A 19,994-nucleotide genomic window follows, 5' to 3' on the forward strand; every position below is an offset into this window, starting at 1 on the left:
TCCGCTCCCATCCGCAAGGGGTTCCACGATGACCGCAGAACTGCACCCGCAGGCGGCGGAGCTGCTGGCGCGCAGCCACCGACTGGGCGCCGATCCCCGAAACACCAACTACGCCGGCGGCAACACTTCCGCCAAGGGCACCGCCACCGATCCCGTGACCGGGCAGGACGCGGAGCTGATGTGGGTCAAGGGTTCCGGGGGCGACCTGGGCACCCTGTCGGCGTCCGGGCTCGCCGCGCTGCGGCTCGACCGGCTGCGCGCCCTTGTGGACGTCTATCCGGGCGTCGACCGCGAGGACGAGATGGTGGCCGCCTTCGACTACTGCCTGCACGGCAAGGGCGGTGCGGCGCCCTCCATCGACACCGCGATGCACGCTCTGGTCGGGGCCGTACATGTCGATCATCTGCACCCGGACTCCGGCATCGCGCTCGCCTGCTCCGCCGACGGCGAGGCGCTGACCAAGGAGTGCTTCGGCGACCGGGTGGCCTGGGTGCCGTGGCGCCGCCCGGGATTCCAACTGGGCCTGGACATCGCCGCCGTCAAGGAGGGGAATCCGCAGGCCATCGGCTGCGTCCTCGGCGGTCATGGCATCACCGCATGGGGCGCGAGCTCGCAGGAGTGCGAGCAGAACTCCCTCGACATCATCCGTACTGCCACCGCGTTCCTCGACCGGCGCGGCGGCAGCGAGCCGTTCGGGCCCGTCCTGCCCGGCTTCGAGCCGCTGCCCTCGGCGGAGCGCAGGGCCAGGGCGGCCGCGCTCGCCCCCGTCCTGCGGTCCATCGCCTCCGCCGACCGACCCCAGATCGGCCATTTCTGCGACTCCGAGGCGGTGCTGGACTTCCTCGCCCGGGCCGAGCACCCGCGCCTGGCCGCGCTCGGCACCTCCTGCCCCGACCACTTCCTGCGCACCAAGGTCCGCCCGCTGGTCCTTGACCTGTCCGGCGACGCGCCGCTCGACGAAGCGGTCGCGCGGCTGCGGCAGCTGCACACCGAGTACCGTGAGCAGTACGCCGCCTACTACGCGCGGCACGCCACGCCCGACTCGCCTCCGATGCGCGGCGCCGACCCGGCGATCGTCCTGGTCCCGAGCGTCGGGATGTTCTCCTACGGCAAGGACAAACAGACCGCACGGGTCGCGGGGGAGTTCTACCTCAATGCGATCAACGTGATGCGCGGTGCCGAGGCGGTCTCGTCGTATCTGCCGATCGAGGAATCCGAGAAGTTCCGTATCGAGTACTGGGAATTGGAGGAAGCCAAGCTGCGCCGTATGCCCCGGGCGCAGCCGCTGGCGACCAGGATCGCGCTGGTGACCGGTGCCGGCTCGGGCATCGGCAGGGCGATCGCCCACCGGCTCGCCGCCGAAGGTGCCTGCGTGGTCGTGGCCGACGTCAACGCGACGAGCGCCGCCGCTGTCGTCGAAGAGCTCGGCGGGGTGGACCGCGCGGTCGCGGTGACGGTCGACGTCACCTCCGAGGAGCAGGTCCTGGCGGCGTTCGACGCGGCGGTCCTCGCCTTCGGCGGAGTGGATCTGGTGGTCAACAACGCGGGCATCTCCATCTCCAAGCCGCTGTTGGAGACCACCGCCGCGGACTGGGACCTGCAGCACGCGATCATGGCGCGCGGATCCTTCCTCGTCTCACGGGAGGCCGCGCGCGTCATGATCCAGCAGAGCCTGGGCGGTGACATCGTCTACATCTCCAGCAAGAACGGGGTCTTCGCCGGCCCCAACAACATCGCCTACGGCGCCACCAAGGCCGACCAGGCCCACCAGGTGCGGCTGCTCGCCGCCGAGCTGGGGGAGTACGGCATCCGGGTCAACGGCGTCAACCCCGACGGGGTGGTCCAGGGCTCGGGGATCTTCGCGGGCGGTTGGGGCGCCCAACGCGCAGCGGTGTACGGGGTGAGCGAGGAGAGCCTCGGCGAGTTCTACGCCCAGCGCACCCTCCTCAAGCGCGAGGTCCTGCCCGAGCACGTGGCCAACGCCGTCTTCGCTCTGACCGCTGGTGACCTCAGCCATACGACGGGCCTGCACATCCCCGTCGACGCCGGCGTGGCAGCGGCGTTCCTGCGGTAACGGGTCCCGGCCGGCTGTCGGGCGGATCCCCTCCGGCGGCCGGCGAGTCTCCGTTCCCAAGACTTTCTGTGAGGCCCTTCATGTCACTGCGCGACCCCCGTGCCCTCGCCGCCGTCGACCTCGGCGCTTCCAGCGGGCGGGTCATCGTCGGCCGGGTGACCGCACGGTCGGTCGCCCTGGACGAGGTCCACCGCTTCCCCAACATCCCGGTACGCGTCGGCGGCACCCTGCACTGGGACGTGCTGGCGCTGTACCGCGGGGTCCTGGAGGGTCTGCGCGCGGCCGGTCCGGTGACGTCCGTCGGTATCGACACCTGGGCCGTGGACTACGGGTTGCTGGCGGCGGACGGTTCGCTGCTCGGCAACCCCGTCCACTACCGCGACGGCCGGACGGAGGGCGTTCCGGAGCGGATCTGGCGGACGGTGCCGCAGGCCGAGCTGTACGCGGCCACCGGTGTGCAGCATGCACCGTTCAACACCCTCTACCAGCTGGCCGCCGCCCGGGGGACTCCGCAACTGGAAGCCGCCGCGCAGCTGTTGATGATGCCGGACCTCATCTCGTACTGGCTCACCGGGACGGCCGGCACCGAGCTGACGAACGCCTCCACCACCCAGCTCCTGGACCCCCGCACCGGCGACTGGGCGCACGCACTGGCCGGGCGGCTCGGCATCGACCTGTCGCTCTTCCCGCCGCTGCGCCGGCCCGGCGACCCGGCGGGTGAGCTGCTGCCCGAGGTCCTGGAGGCGACCGGGCTGCAGCGCCCCGTGCCGGTGGTCGCGGTCGGATCGCACGACACCGCCTCGGCGGTCGCCGGGGTGCCGGCGGACACCGACCGTTTCGCGTACATCTCCTGCGGCACCTGGTCGCTGGCCGGAGTGGAACTGGACGCTCCCGTCCTGACCGAGGACTCGCGCGCGGCGAACTTCACCAATGAGCTGGGCGTGGACGGCACTGTCCGCTATCTGCGCAACATCATGGGCCTGTGGCTGCTGCAGGAATGTCTCCGCTCCTGGCAGGCCGCGGGGCTTCCGCACGACCTCGACCACCTGCTGGCTCGAGCCGCACAGGCCCCGCCGCTGCGTTCGGTCGTGGACGCCGCCGACCCGGGATTCCTCGCCCCGCTCGGCATGCCGGACCGCATCGCCGCATCCTGCCGCCGGACCGGACAGCCCGAACCGCGCGATCCCGCGGAGACGGTGCGCTGCATCCTGGACTCCCTCGCGCTGGCACACCGCGCGGCGATCGAGGACGCCCAGCGCCTGTCGGGACGGCACGTCGACGTCGTCCACATCGTCGGTGGCGGCGCGCGCAACGAACTGCTCTGCCAACTGACGGCGGACGCCTGCGGGCTGCCCGTCGTGGCAGGTCCCGCCGAGGCGGCGGCACTGGGCAACATCCTGGTGCAGGCGCGGGCCGCAGGGGTGATCGGGGGCGGCCTCGCCGACATCCGCTCCCTGCTGCGCGCCACCCAGCCGCTGCGCCGCTACGAGCCGTCCGGCGACCGCACCCGATGGAACGAGGCGGCCGCCCGGCCGGGCCGCGCGAAGGACACGGTTCGTACGTAAGCCCGGGTGAGGCGCTGCGCGACGGCTGTACCGCGCCGACTTGAGCCACCCCACATCGCCGAAGGCATCACTGCAGACATCCGGCGTGTCACCCACCCACCCCGGGTCCCGGCCGGCGCACCGTTCTCCGGGGTCCGGTGTCCGGATCCACCGGATTCGGCAGCTGATCGGCGGCAGCCGGGCATGGCGGTTGCGTCGGGTGATCCGGTGGATGTCCCTGGCCTGCACTTTTTTCCTTTCCAACCCGGGCACAATCGGGCAACCTCTTGCCCGGAACGGGGCGGTGCACGGCCTTGGCGCGACGGTATAACTCATGGACGGGCCCATTCGGGCCCAGGATGCCCGAACGGGCGCAGAAGGGCGGGTGCGGGCGATGCAGTCGGAAGAGAGGCACCGCCGGTTGCTCGCTCTGGCGCGCCAGGCGGGCCGGGTCGAGGTCGCTGTCGCGGCCGCCGACTTCAGGGTCGCTCCGGAGACCATCCGGCGGGACCTGAGCGCACTGGAGCGCAGGGGGCTGGTCCGTCGCACCCACGGCGGCGCCTACCCCGTCGAGAGCGCGGGCTTCGAGACCAATCTGGCCCAGCGCGTCACGCTGCACGTCGAGAGCAAGCGCCGTATCGCCGCAGAGGGGGTCCAGCTCCTCGACGGTGCGGAAACGATCTTTGTGGACGAGGGCTACACGCCTCAGATCCTCGCCGCGGTGCTGCCGACCGACCGGCCCCTGACGGTGGTGACGGCATCGCTGTCGACGGCCGCGGCGGTCGCCGAATCGGACAACACCACCGTCCTCCTCCTGGGCGGCCGAGTCCGCGCCCGGACGCTGGCAACCGTGGGCTCCTGGGCCTGCGCCATGCTCTCGGGCTTCGTCATCGATCTGGCGTTCATGGGATCGAACGGGATCTCCCGGGAGTTCGGGCTCACAACGCCGGACCCGGTCGTGGCGGACGTCAAGGCCAAGGCGATCGAGGTCTCCCGCAGACGGATCTTCCTGGGGCACCACGGCAAGTTCGGAGCGAACAGCTTCTGCCGGTTCGCGGAGGTCGCCGACTTCGAGGCCATCGTCACCGACACCGGACTGTCCAGCGCGGAAGCGCACCGCTACACCCTCCTGGGCCCTCAGGTCATCCGCGTCTGACCCGACCGCTCTCCAACCCCCTGTATCCGGCTGCTCCTGGGTGACGGGCACCTGTGGCGTGGGCGAAATCAACTGACACCCGGTCCCACCCGACCGGATCACCAACGAAGGGATCCAGCGTGACGACAAGACCGAAGAACGCGCCTCGCACCGTTGCGATGGGAGCCATCGTCCTCTGCACCAGCCTGCTGGCGGCGTGTTCGGGCGCCGGTGGCGGGGGCGGCGGTTCCCAGGCGCACTTCATCAACGTGCTGATGGTCAACAACCCGCAGATGGTGGATCTGCAGAAGCTGACCGCGGGCAACTTCACGAAGTCCACGGGCATCAAGGTCAATTTCACCGTGCTGCCGGAGAACGACGTCCGGGACAAGATCAGCCAGGACTTCGCCAGCCAGGCCGGACAGTACGACGTGGCGACCATCAGCAACTACGAGACGCCGATCTACGCCAAGAACGGCTGGCTGTCGCCGCTGACCGCCCAATCCAAGGCCGACACCGCGTTCGACCAGAGCGACATCCTGCCGAGCATCAGTGAGTCCCTGACCTCGGGCGGACAGATATACGCAGAGCCGTTCTACGGCGAGTCGTCGTTCCTGATGTACCGCAAGGACGTCTTCGCGGCCAAGAACCTGACCATGCCCGCCAACCCGACCTGGACCCAGGTCGCGGACCTGGCGGCGCAGGCCGACGGGGCGCAGCCCGGTATGAAGGGCATCTGCCTGCGCGGGCAGCCCGGATGGGGTGAGCTGATCGCGCCTTTGACCACGGTCGTGAACACCATGGGCGGCACCTGCTTCGACAAGGACTGGAAGGCCCAGGTCAACAGCCCGGAATTCATCAAGGCGACGAAGTTCTATGTCGACCTGGTGCGCGCGCACGGTGAGGCAGGCGCCCCGCAGGCCGGATTCACCGAGTGCCTGAACAACATGGAGCAGGGCAAGGTCGCCATGTGGTACGACGCCACCTCGGCCGCCGGCCTGCTGGACGGAACGGGTTCACCGGTCGCCGGGAAGATGGGGTACGTGCCCGCGCCGGTCGACCGGACCAAGAGTTCGGGATGGCTCTACACCTGGGCCTGGGGTCTGCAGAAGGCCAGCAAACACCAGGACGACGCCTGGAAGTTCATCTCCTGGGCGTCGGGCAAGAACTACGAGAACCTCGTCGGCGGCAAGCTGGGCTGGTCCAAGGTCCCGGCCGGCAAGCGCACTTCGACGTACTCCAACGCCCAGTACCTCACCGCCGCATCGGCGTTCGCCGCGGCCACCAAGACCGCACTGACCAACGCCGACCCCCTGAATCCCGGTGTGCAGGAACGACCCGCCCCCGGCATCCAGTTCGTCGGCATCCCCGAATTCACCGATCTCGGCACTCAGGTCTCCCAGGAGATCAGCTCCGCCATCGCCGGCCGGACCAGCGTCGAGAGCGCCCTGAAGACCAGTCAGTCCCGCGCCGAGGCGGTCGCCGCCAAACACGCGGGCCAGTGACGACGGGGTTCCGCACCCGCCGGCACGCTCCCGGCCCACCCTCACCGGCACACTCCCGACCCACTCCCGGCCCGCCCCGCGCGGGCCGGGAGGCCACCCGCGCGAAGCGGAGAGACACCATGACCGTCCCCCTGACCGCAAAACGCCCGCGACTCCTGCGCCAGGGCCTGCGGGAATCGTCCCCTCCCGCCAACAACCGGCCCCGTGGCGCCTGGGCCCGCCGGGCACCACTGCTCCCCGCACTGGTCTTCCTGATCGTGGTCACCCAGCTGCCGTTCCTGGGAACCCTGGGCATCTCGTTCATGCGCTGGAACGCCCTGGACCCCGGTGACCGGGGCTTCGGCGGCCTGGCCAACTACAAGACCGCACTGACCGATCCGGCGCTGCGCTCGTCCATCACCACCACTGTCATCCTGACAGCCGCGGTCGTACTGGTGAGCCTGTTGTTCGGCCTGGGCCTGGCCCTGCTGCTCGACCGGCAGTTCCGCGGTCGCGGCATCGTCCGCACGATGCTCATCACCCCCTTCCTCGTCGTGCCGGTGGCGTCCGCCCTGCTGTGGAAGCACGCCCTGTACAACGCCTCCTACGGGCTGATCAACGGCACTCTGACCTGGATCTGGAGCCTGTTCGGCAGCTCCGACGCACCCCAGACCGACTGGCTCTCCACCAACCCCCTGATAGCGGTCGAGGCCTCACTGGTCTGGCAGTGGACACCGTTCATGATGCTGATCCTGCTCGCCGGACTGCAGAGCCGACCGCTGGACATCGTGGAAGCCGCACGCGTCGACGGAGCCGGCACGTGGCAGGTCTTCCGTTACCTGACCTTCCCCCACCTGCGCCGCTACCTGGAACTGGCCTCGCTGCTCGGCAGCATCTACGTCGTCCAGAACTTCGACGCCGTCTTCACCCTCACCTCCGGCGGCCTGGGCACCGCCAACCTGCCCTACTCCGTCTACCAGACCTTCTACCAGGCCCACGACTACGGCCTGGCCTCCGCGCAGGGCGTCATCGTCGTCGCCTGCTCCATCCTCATCGCCACCTTCGCACTGCGCACCGTCTCATCCCTGTTCCGAGAGGAGACGTCATGACGAGCACGACGACCACCGCTCCGGCCCGTCGACTCCGCCGTCGTACCGGCCCGCTGCGGCACCGCGGCAGCATCTGGGGCCTGCTGGCCTGGGTCTGTGGTCTGCTGTTCTTCCTGCCGTTCGGCTGGATGCTGCTCACCTCTCTGCACAGCGAGCCGGCTGCCGCGACGAACCCGCCCAACGTCGGCGCGGGCCTGACCCTTCAGGGCTTCCGCGAGTTCTTCGGCGAGAGCACCGGAGTCAGCCCCTGGCCGCCATTGATCAACTCGCTGACGGCGAGCATCGCCTCCACCGTCCTGGTGCTGGTCCTGGCCATCCCCGCCGCGTACGCACTGTCCATCAAGCCGGTCCTCAAATGGACCGACGTGATGTTCTTCTTCCTGTCCACCAAAATGCTTCCCGCGGTTGCCGGGCTACTGCCCGTCTATCTCATCGCCCAACACGCCGGTCTGCTCGACAACATCTGGCTGATGGTCATCCTCTACACCTCGATGAATCTGCCGATCGCGGTATGGATGATGCGCTCCTTCCTCGCTGAAGTCCCCAAAGAGATCCTGGAAGCGGCCTCCATCGACGGGGCGGGTCTGCTGACCACGCTCACGCGGATCGTGGCCCCGGTCGCCGCACCCGGTATCGCGGCCACCGCACTGATCTCCTTCATCTTCAGCTGGAACGAGCTGCTGTTCGCCCGGGTCCTGACCGGTGTCGTGGCCGGCACGGCACCGGTCTTCCTCACCGGATTCGTCACCAGCCAGGGCCTGTTCCTCGCCAAAGTGTGCGCCGCCGCCGTCTGCGTCTCCCTGCCCGTACTCATCGCCGGGTTCGCCGCCCAGGACAAACTCGTCCAGGGCCTGTCCCTTGGAGCAGTCAAGTGAAAGCAGCCGTCATCAGCGCCCCCGGCGTCGTCGCGATCGAGACCGTCGACGATCCGACGCCCGGCCCCCGGGACGTGGTGGTCCACGTCGCCGCCGTCGGCCTGTGCGGCACCGATCTGCACATCCTGCAGGGCGAGTTCGCACCCACCCTGCCGATCGTCCCCGGGCATGAGTTCGCCGGCGAGATCGTCGCTGTCGGCAGTCAGGTCCACGAGTTCACCCTCGGCGACCGGGTTGCCGTCGACCCGTCCCTGTACTGCCACGAATGCCATTACTGCCGCATCGGACGGAACAACCTCTGCGAACGCTGGGCCGCGATCGGTGTCACCAACCCCGGCGGAGCCGCCGAATATGCCCTCGCCCCGGCGGCCAACTGCGCGAAATTGCCCGACCACATCCACACCCAGGACGCCGCCCTGATCGAACCCCTCTCCTGCGCTGTCCGCGGATACGACGTCCTCCGAAGCCAACTGGCCACCAACGTTCTCATCTACGGATCCGGCACCATGGGCCTGATGATGATGGAACTCGCCAAGCGCACCGGCGCCGCCACCGTCGACATCATCGACATCAACCCCGACCGCCTCGAAACCGCCCGAACTCTGGGCTGCACGCATGCTGTCACCTCCGCCGACGAGATCGCCCGACCGCGCGGCTGGGACGTCGTCATCGACGCCACCGGAAACGCCAAGGCCATCCAGGAAGCCATCGGCCGCGTCGGCAAGGGGGGCACGTACCTCCAGTTCGGTGTGGCGGACTACGCGGCGCGCGCCACGATCGAGCCGTACAGGATCTACAACCAGGAAATCACCATCACCGGCTCCATGGCGGTCCTCCACAGTTACGAACGCGCGGCCCAGCTGTTCGCCGCAGGGGTGCTCGACCCGCAGGTCTTCATCAGCGACCGGCTGCCGCTGACCGACTACGCAGCCGCCCTCCAGCAGTTCCAGGACGGCAAAGGCCGAAAGATCCTGGTCACTCCCTGACCCGGAACACCGTCCCGACCGGTCCGGGAAAACCCCGTCCTCCAGCGCCCGGCGAGCCCGCCGCCGCCGGACGATCCCTCTCCCACGGAGTTGCTCATGCCGCCGCCCCCGCCGATACCCCTGTCGCCGACAGCTGAAATGCCGACGCTCGTCATCGGTGAGGCACTCACCGACATCATCACCGGTCCCGACGGATCCCGGCGCTGCTGTCCGGGCGGAAGCCCCGCGAACGTGGCGCTGGGCCTGGCCCGGCTCGGCCACCCGGTCCGACTGGCCACCCGGATGGGCCGCGACCCCTTCGGCCAGGTGTTGCAGACCCATCTGGGCCGAAGCGGCGTGGTGCTGACGGAAGGGTCCGTTTCCGACGTCCCGACATCGACCGCCACCGCGCGTCTCGATGCCGTCGGGGCGGCCGACTACACCTTCGACATCACCTGGCAGCTGCCTGCCAGGGCCATCGAGTCCGCCCGTACCGGTGCGACAGGCCACCTCCACACCGGATCGATCGCCACGGCGCTCGCTCCCGGTGCCGATCAGGTGCTCGCCGCCATCGAGTCCGCACGTGACGCAGCCACCGTCTCCTACGACCCGAACCTCAGGCCCGTACTGCTCGGAAAGCCCGGCGACGAGCGTCCCCGCGTCGAGCACCTTGTCTCGGTCAGCGATGTGGTGAAGGCCAGTCAGGAGGACATGGCCTGGCTCTACCCCGGGCAGGACATCCATGAGGTGGCCCTCCGCTGGTCGCGAAGCGGACCCTCGCTGGTGGTCCTCACCTTCGGCGCCGATGGCTCAGAGGTCTGGTGGCGACAGGGCCGACACGCCATGCCGGCACCGTCGATCGAGGTCATCGACACCGTCGGAGCCGGCGACGCCTTCATGTCGGGACTGATCAGCGGCCTGCTCCGGGCCGGTTTGCTCGGCGCGGGAAGAATCGCCGGGGAACCCGGCGAATCCCCACCGCGGACGAGACTCCACTCCGCGGCCTCCAGCACCCACCTGCACCAGGACGTGCTCCGCGCCCTGCGCCTGGCCACCCGCGCCGCAGCCCTCACCTGCACCGGAGAGGGCGCCGACCCGCCGACCCGGGCCGACATGAAGGAACGGTGGGGCCCCCGGCCGCGCCCGGCGCCGTGACGTGACTTCGTCCGTGCCCGGCGCGCTTCTCCGGTCGCGTCGGTCAGGCGCCGAAGAACTCGGCCAGCACCGGGGCGAGAGCTTCAGGGGCCACGTCCTGCGTCTGGACGTTGAGCGTCCGGTGGCCGGCCGTGGGGAGCGCGTCCGCGGTGGCCCTGGCTGCCTGCTGAAGGCCCCATGGGCCGGCGCCACCGGCGAGGACCAGCGCCGGTACGGCGATCATCGATGCCAGGTCGCGCGGCACGCTGCCGTCGCCGAGTACCTCGTCGTCGTACTCGAGTGTCGGAGCGATCGCCTCCAATGCGGCCCAGCCCGGCTGTGTCCGGATGTGAGCCACGGCCTGCGCGGGGATACCGACGTGCGTCATGAACAGCGCCACGGCATCGCCCCTGCGCCCGGCGTCGAGCAACTCGTGGAGCTGTTCGGTGTACTTCTTGATTCCGGTGCCGTCTTCGGACTCGGCCATGAACGGTGGTTCATAGAGCGCCAACTTGGTGATGCCGGGGCTCGCTGCCGCGGCCGCCAGCGCGAGGGCAGCACCGGAGGAGATGCCGTAGAGGTATGCCTGGCCGCCGGTCTGTGCGATGAGGGCGTGCAGGTCCTCGACTTCGCGGGCGACCGCGTACGGCGCGGTGGTGCGGCCTCGTCCGTTCGGGCAGCGGTTTGTACCTCCTGCCGAGGCAGGAGTGGATGGTCGTGGAGACTCCGGGATCGCAGTCATCGCTGCACCGGGCCAACCTTCCTGCGGGTGGCGGTGGGGAACCTCGCCCCACCAGGGCTGGCCGCCAATGACGGCATGGCCGGCGGTATCGCCACCGCCCTCAAGGGCGCGGGCATCAACGTCCCGCTGACCGGTCAGGACGCCGAGCTCGCCGGTGTCCAGCGGATCCTGGCGGACCAGCAGAGCAGCACCGTCTACAAGGCCTTCAGGCCCGAGGCCGACGCGACCGCCGAGATCGCGGTCAAGCTGCTCAACGGTGAGGACATCAAGTCCGTCGCGGACATCACCGCACCAGCGGCTCCGGCACCACCGTCCCCGCGGTGTCGGTGACCAAGGCCAACATCAAGGACACGGTCCGAGAAGAGCCAGGTAGTTGCGGGGATGACGCTCGTGCCGGTGGTTGAGTCGGCGGTAGCCGGTCAGCCAGGACATCGTCCGCTCGATCACCCATCTACGACGGCCCAATCATTCGCCGGACTTGATGCGTTGACGGTCGACGCGGACGCCGATGTGCTTGCCGCATAACCATTTCTGCAGGTGAGGGATGTCGTCGGCCTTGTCATCGAGCAGGCCCGCGTCGTCGAGGCGACGCAGGATCGTCTCGTGCGGGCGGCCCCACACGCCGGCCCTGGGCCACAGCAGGAAGCGGCGGTGCGCGGTCGACTTCGATACCCCGGGACGCGCTTCCGGGCCGGGCTCGGGCCGCCCGCGGTTGCGGCCGGCCCGATTCGCGGAACCACCACCAAAACGATGACCAGCTGAGCCGCCCGATGTCCTGCACCGACGCTGATGGCGATGGGTCCCTGCCAACGCCCTGGGCCTCTGTAGAACTGCGAATGGGCTAACCGCGTGGGAGCGATTCCGGCCAGGCGGGGGGTGCCGGCATGTCGCCCCGCACGGACGGCCGGCACCGCCTCGGTGTCCGGGGAAGTGCCGGGAACAGACCCCATCGACCCCGCCGACTGGCGGAGGGAACGTCATTCTGCGCACATCCGGGGAGAGTCGAACGCATCGCGCCACACCGCCCCAGGACGCGGCCGGTTCGATACCGTTCGGTAACTTGGTTGTTCCAGAGGGTGATACACATGCTGCGAGACTGCTCGGGCGTACGTGGGTGGGAACCGCCCGGATGGATGCCGCACAGGCTTGTGTTGCTGTTGCGCGTCCGTAGGGAGCGGCCGGCGGCTCGGTGATCCCGATCGCCGTCGGCGAGCAAGGCCATCCGGCCCCGGTGGGCGCAGGGCCCGACGCCGCGGACGAGTACCAGGGGCTCGATCGCCCCGGCGTGCGACGTTCCGCCGTGACCCACGGTGCGCCGCAGCCGCGCGGTGAGGGGCGCGTGACCGAGCCCGCGGGCCGGCAGTCGTCCGAGGCGCGTGCGCGAAGGTGCCGTCGCCGTCCGCTGGAACGATCGGAAGGGGCATCGATGTCCACCAGGGGTACCGCGGCCGTGGGGAAGCAGCAGGTCGGGCACAGGTCATATCCCAGGTCGCAGGGCACGGCCGTGCCCGAGGGGGCCGACGCCTCCGAGGGCCGGATCACAGGAGGCCCGCCGGGCAGGGCTCGCGAGGGCCGGCTGGAGGAGTTACCGGGCCGTGAGCATCCGGCAGTCGACCCGGATCCTGCCTCCGCCCGGGTCGTCGCGGAGGCCTCCGGCCATGGAGAAGTGGTACCGCTCTCCTGGCATCACGGGGAGAGCGGACCCACCCCGGTGGTACGGGGCCTCGCTGAAAGTCTGCTGAGACAACTCCCTCACCTCGTGGAAGAGCTCATGGATCTGACGGTGGGCAGGGGGGTGCGGCACCTGGAGCTCGTACCAGGTGCCGAGATACGTCGTTCCCTCCACGAAAACGTCCTCGGGTTCCTGCGGATCCTCGCGGGGAAGCCTCACGCCAGCAGTGACCCGTTGGCCGTGCCGATGGCGTGGGGACGCTACCGCGCTCAGGAGGGGGTGTCGGTGGAGTCGCTGCTCCGCGTTCACCGGCTGGCCACGCAACTGCTGTGGGAGAAGCTGTTCGACGAGGCCCGAGCGCTGTCCCCGGAGGTTCTGCAGCGACTTCTCGACGAGAGCGGGCCCGTGTGGGAGGCGCTCGACAGCTACTCGCAGGCCTTCGTCGAGGGGCACCGCGTGGCAGAGGCGGAGACCCAACGCCGCAGCACCGAGCGCCGCGAGACGCTGATCGACGCGCTGATCGAGGGGCGGGGCGTCGAGCCGGTGGTCGCAGCTGAGGCGCAGGTGACCCTCGGTCTTCCAGCGCGTGGCCGGTTCGTCGTCATCGCCGTGGCCGTAGAGGCGGCCCCGGTGACGGGCGGCGAGCACGACGGCGCCGGGGACTGGAGTGGAACGCTGCGGGCGCTGCGTCATGCCCTGCCCTCCCATGCGGTGCCGGCCGTCTGGCGCAGCCGGGCCGACCGGCACATCGGACTGCTGGAACTGGGCAGCACTCCGCTGGGGCGCCTGGTCGAAGGGCTCGCCGCCGGCACGGGCCGGCGCGTGGGGATCTCCTGCGAGGTCGGCGGCCTCGCTGACATCGCCACCGCCTACCACTGTGCCGAGACCGCCCTGCAGACGCTGCCCCCGGCCACGGAGGGAGTCGCGTCCTTCGACGACCACCTGCTGGAGGCCCTCGTGGTGACCAGCCCGCACGTGGCCCAGCGGCTGGCCCACCACACATTCGGGCGGCTGCTCGACTGCCCTCACGAGGAGCGGGACCTGCTGCTCGCGACGCTGGACGCCTGGTTCCGCTGCGGTTGCTCGGCCGCCAGGGCCGCGGATGAGCTGCATTGCCATCGCAACACCGTGCTCAATCGCCTGCGCCGTATCGAGACGCTCACCGGCAGCATGCTCGATGACGACCGGCACCAACTCGCCTGCCGAATGGCACTTGTCGCGGTGCGCTGCCCCTGACCGTCCTGACCTGGTGCGTTGTGCTCGGTGCACAGCCGGGTCGGGGTAATCCGCAGCAAGCGACCATCGACTCCGGCGGCGCCGCACGGGACGCTGGATCCGGGGGAACACGCACACGTGGCCGGCTTCACCGCCGGTTCATGGCCCGGCTTCCAGATGAGCGGCCGACCCTCTCGGGCCGACGGTCCCGTCTGCAACGGAGCAGACGGCGAGGACCGCGGTGCGGCGCCTGGTCCCCGATTGCGTGCTGGGAGAGATGCTGTGACCGACATATTCGTCGACTCGTTCGTCCACGCACTGGGCGAACGGAAAACACATGTCAGTGAGACAGGTGCCGCAGGGCGCCTGATCTCCACCGCGCGGGACCTGGAGTCGGCCGGTTTCCGCTGGCACCACGTCTGTGAACCCACGACCGGCGCCTATGACCTGGCCAAGGACGTCACCGCGCAACTCGCCGACTCCGGCCGGCTGGGCGACGTGGACGCGATCGTCTACGCGACGTGTCTGCCAGGCAACGGCAACGCCGGAGACACCGCGGCATGGGAGCGCAGCCGGGATGTGAAGCACCTCATGGACTTTCCCGCCGGCCGGCTGCAGGCCGACTTCGGGCTCGGGAAGGCCGTCGTCATCGGGCTCAATCAGCAGGCGTGTACGGCGATGCTGGGCTCTCTGCGGCTGGCCGGGGCGATGCTCCAAGCCGAGGAGGGCTGGGAGCGGGTGTTGTGTGTGACGGCCGACCGCTTCCCGGAGGGGGCGCGGTACGAGCAGGCCTACAACCTGATCTCCGACGGCGCGGCCGCCTGTGTCGTCAGCCGGAGGCCCGCCGCTTTCCGCCTGGTGACAGCACATCAGATCACCAACGGCGGCCTCGGGCAGGCAGGGGACGACGAGACGGTCGGCATGTACTTCGCGTACACCCACCGCCTGGTGCGCGAGACCCTGGCCCGCGCCGGGATGACGGCCGCGGCCCTCGACTGGGTCGTCACCCAGAACACCAACGACAAGGCATGGCAGATCCTGGCCCGGCTGCTGGGGGTGGACGCAGGGAAGGTCTTCTTCTCGTCCATGCGAGACGTGGGTCACGTCATCTCCGCCGACAACATGATCAACCTCGCGGAACTGATCGCTTCCGGCCAGGTACGGCCCGGTCAGTACGTCGCGCTCGTCATGGCCGGATTCGGTCTGAACTGGCAGTGCGTCATCCTCCAGGCCACCGAGAGGATCGTGTGAGCAGTCCATCGAACGCCCCGAAGGCCCAGCTGGCAGAGGCGATCACCTCGCTCGGTGACACCGTGAGCAGGCTCAGCCACCTGTCGAAGCGCTCCTACCGGAACCCCTACACCACGCTGCGGCAGTGGCCGCCGGAAGTCCGGCCCGAAGCGGAGTGGTTCAGCTCCCCCGAGTACCTGAGCCTGTACGGCACTCCGTTGTGGGTCACGCTCGGCGAGCCCGCCAGGCGACGGCTGGCCTTTTATGAGGCCGTCAACTTCTACAGTCTCAACATTCACGGCGAAAAGGGTCTGATGCAGGGGCTGGCGGAGCGGCTGTACCGCAAGGACCTGCTGGAGGTCTCGGAGTATCTGCACCACTTCCTCGACGAGGAGAACAAGCACAGCATCTACTTCGGCGGTTTCTGCACCCGGTACGCGAAGGTGTACCGGAGCCGCCAGTTTCCGCTGCGGGAGCCCCGTCCGCAGAGTGTCGAGGACTTCCTCTTCTTCGCGAAGACCATGATCTTCGAGGAGATCGTGGACCGCTACAACTGGGTGCAGGCCCGGGACGCCCGGCTGCACCCCGTGGCGCGGTTCATCAACGACAACCATCACGTCGAGGAATCGCGGCATCTGGTCTTCGGACGCCAGCTGGTAACGGCGTTGTGGGGGGCCTGCGTCCCTTCCTGGGGTGACGCCACGGTGGCGGATCTGCGCCGCCAGCTGGAGCAGTTCTTCGTCGTCAGCTGGCGCGAGTACTACAACCCCGACGTCTACACCGACGCAGGGATCGACGATCCCTGGGAGGTCGCCGAACAGGCCTGGTCCGCACCGGCGCAGCGCGCTCACCGCCGCGAAGTGTCGACCAAGGTCGTGTCGTTCCTCACCGCGGCGGGAATTCTCGACAAGGAGCCAGCCGATGCCTTCTGACCAGGAAATCCGGGACCTGCTCCGGTCCTGGGTGCTCACCAAGGCCCCCGATCTGTCCGCCGACGCGTTCACGGACCGGACGCTCCTGTTCGAGGAGCGGCATCTCAGGTCCGTGCACCTGCCCGAACTTCTCCTGCTCCTGGAACGGCTGCGCGCCGCACCAATCGATGTGGAGGACCTGCGGCCCGGGGACTTCCGTGACATCCGCACGATGGTGGACCGGTTCGGCGGCCCGGGGGTGACGCCGTGACGGGCCCGACGGCGGGCGCTGCCGGCCCCGACCGGCTCGCCGCTCTGCAGCGCATCGGCCTTTCCTGGCAGCCGTCCGGGCAGGCGGCCCTGCGCGGCCCCCTGCTGCGGCTTGCCGAGGACTGCGACCGCGCCTTCGTGTGCCTCGCCTCCCTCTGGGACGCGGAAGAGGAGCGGCACCCCGCGTCCCTGCCCGCCGCACGGCTGCAACAGGCCGGCTACCTCCGCTCCTTCCCGCACCAGGCGACCTTTGTGGCCAGGCTGAGCCCGGAGGAGCCGAACGTCGACGCGTTCCTCGACGGCCCCGTCATAGACGAGGACGGCCGGGTCGCGCTGTCCGCGCTCTCCCCGGTCACCGAGGTCCTGACCCCGGCGGCCTGCTACCACCTCTACAACGGCCACCAGGGCGAAGCTCTCGACCGGCCCTTGTACCTGACGACCCGTAACACCTGTTTCCGCCAGGAGACACACCACGTGCCGCTGCGGCGGTTGAGCAGCTTCACGATGCGGGAGATCGTCTGCCTCGGCACCGTCGCCGAGACGGTCACTTTCCTCGAACGGGCCCGGGCCGCACTCGACCTGTTCTTCGGGCTGCTCGACCTGGATCTGGAGTGGCTCGCGGCGACCGACCCCTTCTTTCGGCCGGAGGACAACCCGCGCCACCTGCTGCAGCGCGTTCAGCCGGTGAAGCACGAGGCGACGTACGGCGGTGACCTGGCCATCGCCTCGGTCAACCGTCACCACGATCACTTCGGATCCGGTTTCGGGCTGACCCGTGACGGCCGGGCCGCCGACAGCTGCTGCGTGGCCTTCGGCATCGAACGCTGGCTGTGGGCGATCAGCGACCGCCACGGCCTCGACCCGGCTTCCTGGCCCGCCCTGGAGGATGCCGCTGCGACGGTGCGGGCGAAGCTGCGGGGAGGCACGGCATGAGGGGAACCACCGTCATCACCGGCGCGGACGGCTACCTGGGACGCCGGCTTGCCGCCGCTCTGCTCGACGAAGGGGACGACGACCTGATCCTGGCCGTCCGCGCCGCCTCCGAAGTCGAACTCGACGGGAAACGGGAGCGGCTGGCACAGGAACTCGGCCCGGACGCCACCGGCCGGACCCGGTGTGTGGCGGCGGACGTTCGCCGTGACAGCCTGCTGGCCGACGTCGATCCCGGCGTGGTCACCCGCATCGTCCACGCGGCGGCCGTTACCCGCTTCAACGTCGAGCGCGATGTCGGCGACGGCGTCAACGTGGCAGGCACCGTTCGGCTGCGGGCCTTCGCCGCCCGATGCGAGCACCTTCAGCGGTTCGCCCTGCTGTCCACGCTGTACGCCGCGGGCCGCCATCAGGGCGACATCGCGGAGGAGCGGCTCGAGTCCACCGGATTCGCCAACCACTACGAGTGGTCGAAGTGGGCAGCCGAGGAGCAACTCCTGGGAGCGGCTGGGGAGATGCCGGTCTCCGTACTGCGGCTGCCCACGATCGTCGCCGACGACGACAGCGGTCATGTCACGCAGTACAACGTCTTCCACAACACCCTCAAGCTCTTCCACTACGGACTGCTCTCGCTGCTGCCAGGTGACGAGAAGACGCCGCTTTCCCTCGCGACGGCCGCCTTCACCGTCTCGGCGGTCACCCGCCTGCTCGATCCCGCGGTCGCCGACGGTGTCTACCATGTCTGCCCCGACCCGGCGCGGACGCCGACTCTTGGGGAGCTCGTCGACACCGCCTTCACGGTCTTCCAACGCGACGCGGGATTCCGGCGGCGCGGGCTGATCCGGCCCGTCCCCTGCGACCGGGAGAGTTTCGAGGATCTGCTGCACGCCGCCACCGGGCTGCGCGCCGGGCCGCTCCACCAGGCCCTCGCGTCGGTCTCTCCCTTCGCGGCACAGCTGTACCTGCCGAAGACGTTCCGCAACGAAGCGCTGCGCGCGGCCTGGCCCGCCTACACAGCCCCCGATCCTCACGCGCTGACGGAAGCCACCTGCACCCGGCTGGTCGCCTCGAAGTGGGGCCGCCGGCCAGAGGAAACATCCTGACCCTTTCCGAGAACGACCTGTGGCTGCTCAGCTACTACCGCTCCTCCGAGATCAACGGCGCCCTGTTCTTCGGCCGGGTCGCCCGCACCCTGCGCGGCGGCCCGCTCCAGGCGAACGTGACCCACCACTTCGCCGACGAGGCCAACCACGCGAAGTACTGGACCCGCTGTATCGAGGACCTCGGTCACCCGGCGACGAAGTTGTCCGGCAGCTACCAGGATCAGTACCTGGAAGCCGTCGGCCTGCCCGCCAATCTCATGGAGGTCATGGCGATCACCCAGGTCTTCGAGAAGCGGGTGATCGCTCAGTACCGGCGCCACCTACGGGCCGGGGACACACATCCGAGGGTCGGACAGACCATCCGGACGATCATGGAAGACGAGCGCTGGCATGTGAAGTACGTCAAGGACGCCCTGGAGGAGATGGCGGCCCGGTACGGCCAGGAGTACATCGACTCCACCCTGGCCCGGTTCACCGCGGCCGACGAGGAGGTCTACGCGAAGACCCTCGCGGAATACGGCGAACGCATCACGTTCCTCGGCGGCCCCGGTCTGCCCTACGAGGATCTGCCCTTTGAGGGGGACGCGCCGTGACCGGCCGCGCGGTTCCCCCGGCCCGCGACGGGACGAAGGTGCTTGCCGTATGGACCCGGCGACCGCTTCACCCCACTTCGCTGACCGGACGGGAGAGCGCGCGGTTCGCCACGCTCACCGGCCGGGTGCAGCGGCAGCAGTGGCTGATCTCACGGCATGCCCTGCGGACACTGCTCGGGGTTCTGGGGCTGCCCGCCGACACGACCACGTACGCCTTTCCCCACCGCCGGCTGTCGCTCTCCCACGTCGAGGGAGCAGCCGTGGCCGCGGGCCTGGCCGTCCCGGCCGGGGATGTGGCGGGCATCGGAGTCGACCTCGAAACGGCCCGTGAGGCGCGCGCGGAGTCCGCGCGCTTCTTCCTCGACGAACGCGAACGCGCCTGGCTCGACAGTGTCCCCGAAAGCGCCCGCGCGGCGGAGCACGTACGGCTGTGGACGGTCAAGGAGGCGCTGTACAAGGCAGATCCCGACAACCGGCACACGGTCCTTCGTGACTACACCACCGACGACCCGGCGGCCGGATCCGGCCGTGCCCGGCGACGGCCGCCGCACGACACCGCCTTCGGCTCCACCGCCTTCGGTTACATCACAGGCCGGTTCGGCGATGCCCGGCTGTCCGTGGCCGCGGCCTTCGACCGCCCATCGATCACACCCGTAAGGACCGTAACCGTGCCTTCTGTCACCTTCGACGACGTCGCCCACCGCATCAGCGCGACGCTCTCCGTTCCCGTCGACACCCTGACGCCCGAGACCAACCTGCGAGATCTTGCCGCCGACAGCTTCCTTCTCGTCGAAATGGCCGTTGACCTGCAGGAGGAGTTCGACGCGATGTTCACCCAGGCCGACCTGCGGGAGGTGACCACCCTGGGGCAGCTGGCGGGGCTCGTGGGAGCGCAGCCCTGACCCGGAGCACCGGCTCCCGCTCTCGGACGGCCGCCCCGGCCGGCACGGGGGCAGCCCCGCAGATCCCGTCCGGCGCACGCCCATCCCATCGCCCGAACCCTCCCGG

The 19,994-nt window shown here is 69.5% G+C and carries 18 protein-coding genes and 2 pseudogenes; 17 read left to right on the forward strand and 3 right to left on the reverse strand.

The window, feature by feature from the left end; genetic code table 11:
• Positions 1-28: 28 nt before the first annotated feature.
• The 8 genes from QMK24_RS30735 to QMK24_RS30770 all read left to right on the forward strand — a co-directional run bounded on the left by QMK24_RS30735 (position 29) and on the right by QMK24_RS30770 (position 10,341).
• Positions 29-2,074, forward strand: coding sequence for a bifunctional aldolase/short-chain dehydrogenase (locus QMK24_RS30735; protein ID WP_283470103.1), 2,046 nt, complete (start codon positions 29-31; stop codon positions 2,072-2,074).
• 80 nt (positions 2,075-2,154) lie between these two features.
• The gene (locus QMK24_RS30740; RefSeq protein WP_283470104.1) at positions 2,155-3,639 is read left to right on the forward strand and encodes a rhamnulokinase; all 1,485 of its coding nucleotides are present in this window, start codon (positions 2,155-2,157) and stop codon (positions 3,637-3,639) included.
• Between the two features lie 373 nt (positions 3,640-4,012).
• Entirely contained in the window at positions 4,013-4,774 is a 762-nt protein-coding gene (locus tag QMK24_RS30745) for a DeoR/GlpR family DNA-binding transcription regulator (protein WP_283470105.1), read from the forward strand.
• A gap of 119 nt (positions 4,775-4,893) precedes the next feature.
• Positions 4,894-6,258, forward strand: a complete 1,365-nt coding sequence (locus QMK24_RS30750; protein WP_502962678.1) for an ABC transporter substrate-binding protein — start codon at positions 4,894-4,896, stop codon at positions 6,256-6,258.
• 119 nt (positions 6,259-6,377) lie between these two features.
• Entirely contained in the window at positions 6,378-7,346 is a 969-nt protein-coding gene (locus tag QMK24_RS30755; RefSeq protein ID WP_283470106.1) for a carbohydrate ABC transporter permease, read from the forward strand.
• Positions 7,343-8,221: a carbohydrate ABC transporter permease gene (locus QMK24_RS30760; protein WP_283470107.1), complete on the forward strand. Its 879-nt coding sequence runs from the start codon at positions 7,343-7,345 to the stop codon at positions 8,219-8,221. The genes QMK24_RS30755 and QMK24_RS30760 overlap by 4 nt, the downstream gene beginning before the upstream one ends.
• Entirely contained in the window at positions 8,218-9,207 is a 990-nt protein-coding gene (locus QMK24_RS30765) for a zinc-dependent alcohol dehydrogenase family protein (RefSeq protein ID WP_283470108.1), read from the forward strand. Before QMK24_RS30760 ends, QMK24_RS30765 begins: the two co-directional genes overlap by 4 nt.
• A gap of 96 nt (positions 9,208-9,303) precedes the next feature.
• Positions 9,304-10,341 carry a carbohydrate kinase family protein gene (locus QMK24_RS30770; RefSeq protein ID WP_283470109.1) on the forward strand — a complete coding sequence of 346 codons (1,038 nt, stop codon included), beginning with the start codon at positions 9,304-9,306 and terminating at the stop codon, positions 10,339-10,341.
• Positions 10,342-10,384: 43 nt separating this feature from the next.
• On the opposite strand, the gene QMK24_RS30775 is transcribed toward QMK24_RS30770, so the two are convergent.
• The gene (locus QMK24_RS30775) at positions 10,385-11,062 is read right to left on the reverse strand and encodes an alpha/beta fold hydrolase (RefSeq protein WP_283470110.1); all 678 of its coding nucleotides are present in this window, start codon (positions 11,060-11,062) and stop codon (positions 10,385-10,387) included.
• Between the two features lie 60 nt (positions 11,063-11,122).
• Between QMK24_RS30775 and QMK24_RS30780 the strand changes: the two are divergent.
• Positions 11,123-11,418 (forward strand): annotated as a pseudogene (locus QMK24_RS30780) (substrate-binding domain-containing protein); the annotation flags it as partial.
• Here QMK24_RS30780 and QMK24_RS41995 read toward each other — a convergent pair.
• A pseudogene (locus tag QMK24_RS41995) lies at positions 11,405-11,737 on the reverse strand (transposase); the annotation flags it as partial. The pseudogenes QMK24_RS30780 and QMK24_RS41995 overlap by 14 nt on opposite strands.
• Before the next feature lie 910 nt (positions 11,738-12,647).
• Positions 12,648-12,953, reverse strand: a complete 306-nt coding sequence (locus QMK24_RS30795) for a hypothetical protein (protein WP_283470112.1) — start codon at positions 12,951-12,953, stop codon at positions 12,648-12,650.
• Between QMK24_RS30795 and QMK24_RS30800 the strand changes: the two genes are divergently transcribed.
• From QMK24_RS30800 to QMK24_RS30835, 8 genes are all read left to right on the forward strand, one after another.
• On the forward strand, positions 12,834-13,970 hold the full coding sequence (locus tag QMK24_RS30800) for a PucR family transcriptional regulator (RefSeq protein ID WP_502962679.1): 1,137 nt from the start codon (positions 12,834-12,836) through the stop codon (positions 13,968-13,970). The genes QMK24_RS30795 and QMK24_RS30800 overlap by 120 nt on opposite strands.
• Before the next feature lie 261 nt (positions 13,971-14,231).
• A complete protein-coding gene (locus QMK24_RS30805; RefSeq protein ID WP_283470114.1) occupies positions 14,232-15,200 on the forward strand; it encodes a 3-oxoacyl-[acyl-carrier-protein] synthase III C-terminal domain-containing protein in 969 nt (322 codons plus the stop codon).
• Positions 15,197-16,111 carry a diiron oxygenase gene (locus tag QMK24_RS30810; protein WP_283470115.1) on the forward strand — a complete coding sequence of 305 codons (915 nt, stop codon included), beginning with the start codon at positions 15,197-15,199 and terminating at the stop codon, positions 16,109-16,111. The genes QMK24_RS30805 and QMK24_RS30810 overlap by 4 nt, the downstream gene beginning before the upstream one ends.
• Positions 16,101-16,361 (forward strand): hypothetical protein, encoded by a 261-nt coding sequence (locus QMK24_RS30815; RefSeq protein WP_283470116.1) that lies wholly within the window; start codon positions 16,101-16,103, stop codon positions 16,359-16,361. The genes QMK24_RS30810 and QMK24_RS30815 overlap by 11 nt, the downstream gene beginning before the upstream one ends.
• A complete protein-coding gene (locus QMK24_RS30820; protein WP_283470117.1) occupies positions 16,358-17,293 on the forward strand; it encodes a class-II aminoacyl-tRNA synthetase family protein in 936 nt (311 codons plus the stop codon). Before QMK24_RS30815 ends, QMK24_RS30820 begins: the two co-directional genes overlap by 4 nt.
• Positions 17,290-18,393 (forward strand): SDR family oxidoreductase, encoded by a 1,104-nt coding sequence (locus tag QMK24_RS30825; protein WP_283470118.1) that lies wholly within the window; start codon positions 17,290-17,292, stop codon positions 18,391-18,393. Before QMK24_RS30820 ends, QMK24_RS30825 begins: the two co-directional genes overlap by 4 nt.
• Positions 18,363-18,986 (forward strand): ferritin-like domain-containing protein, encoded by a 624-nt coding sequence (locus QMK24_RS30830; RefSeq protein WP_283470119.1) that lies wholly within the window; start codon positions 18,363-18,365, stop codon positions 18,984-18,986. The genes QMK24_RS30825 and QMK24_RS30830 overlap by 31 nt, the downstream gene beginning before the upstream one ends.
• A complete protein-coding gene (locus tag QMK24_RS30835) occupies positions 18,983-19,888 on the forward strand; it encodes a 4'-phosphopantetheinyl transferase superfamily protein (protein WP_283470120.1) in 906 nt (301 codons plus the stop codon). Before QMK24_RS30830 ends, QMK24_RS30835 begins: the two co-directional genes overlap by 4 nt.
• Positions 19,889-19,994: the final 106 nt, after the last annotated feature.

Origin of the sequence: Streptomyces sp. PH10-H1, assembly GCF_030063355.1 — a bacterium.
Classification (GTDB): domain Bacteria; phylum Actinomycetota; class Actinomycetes; order Streptomycetales; family Streptomycetaceae; genus Actinacidiphila.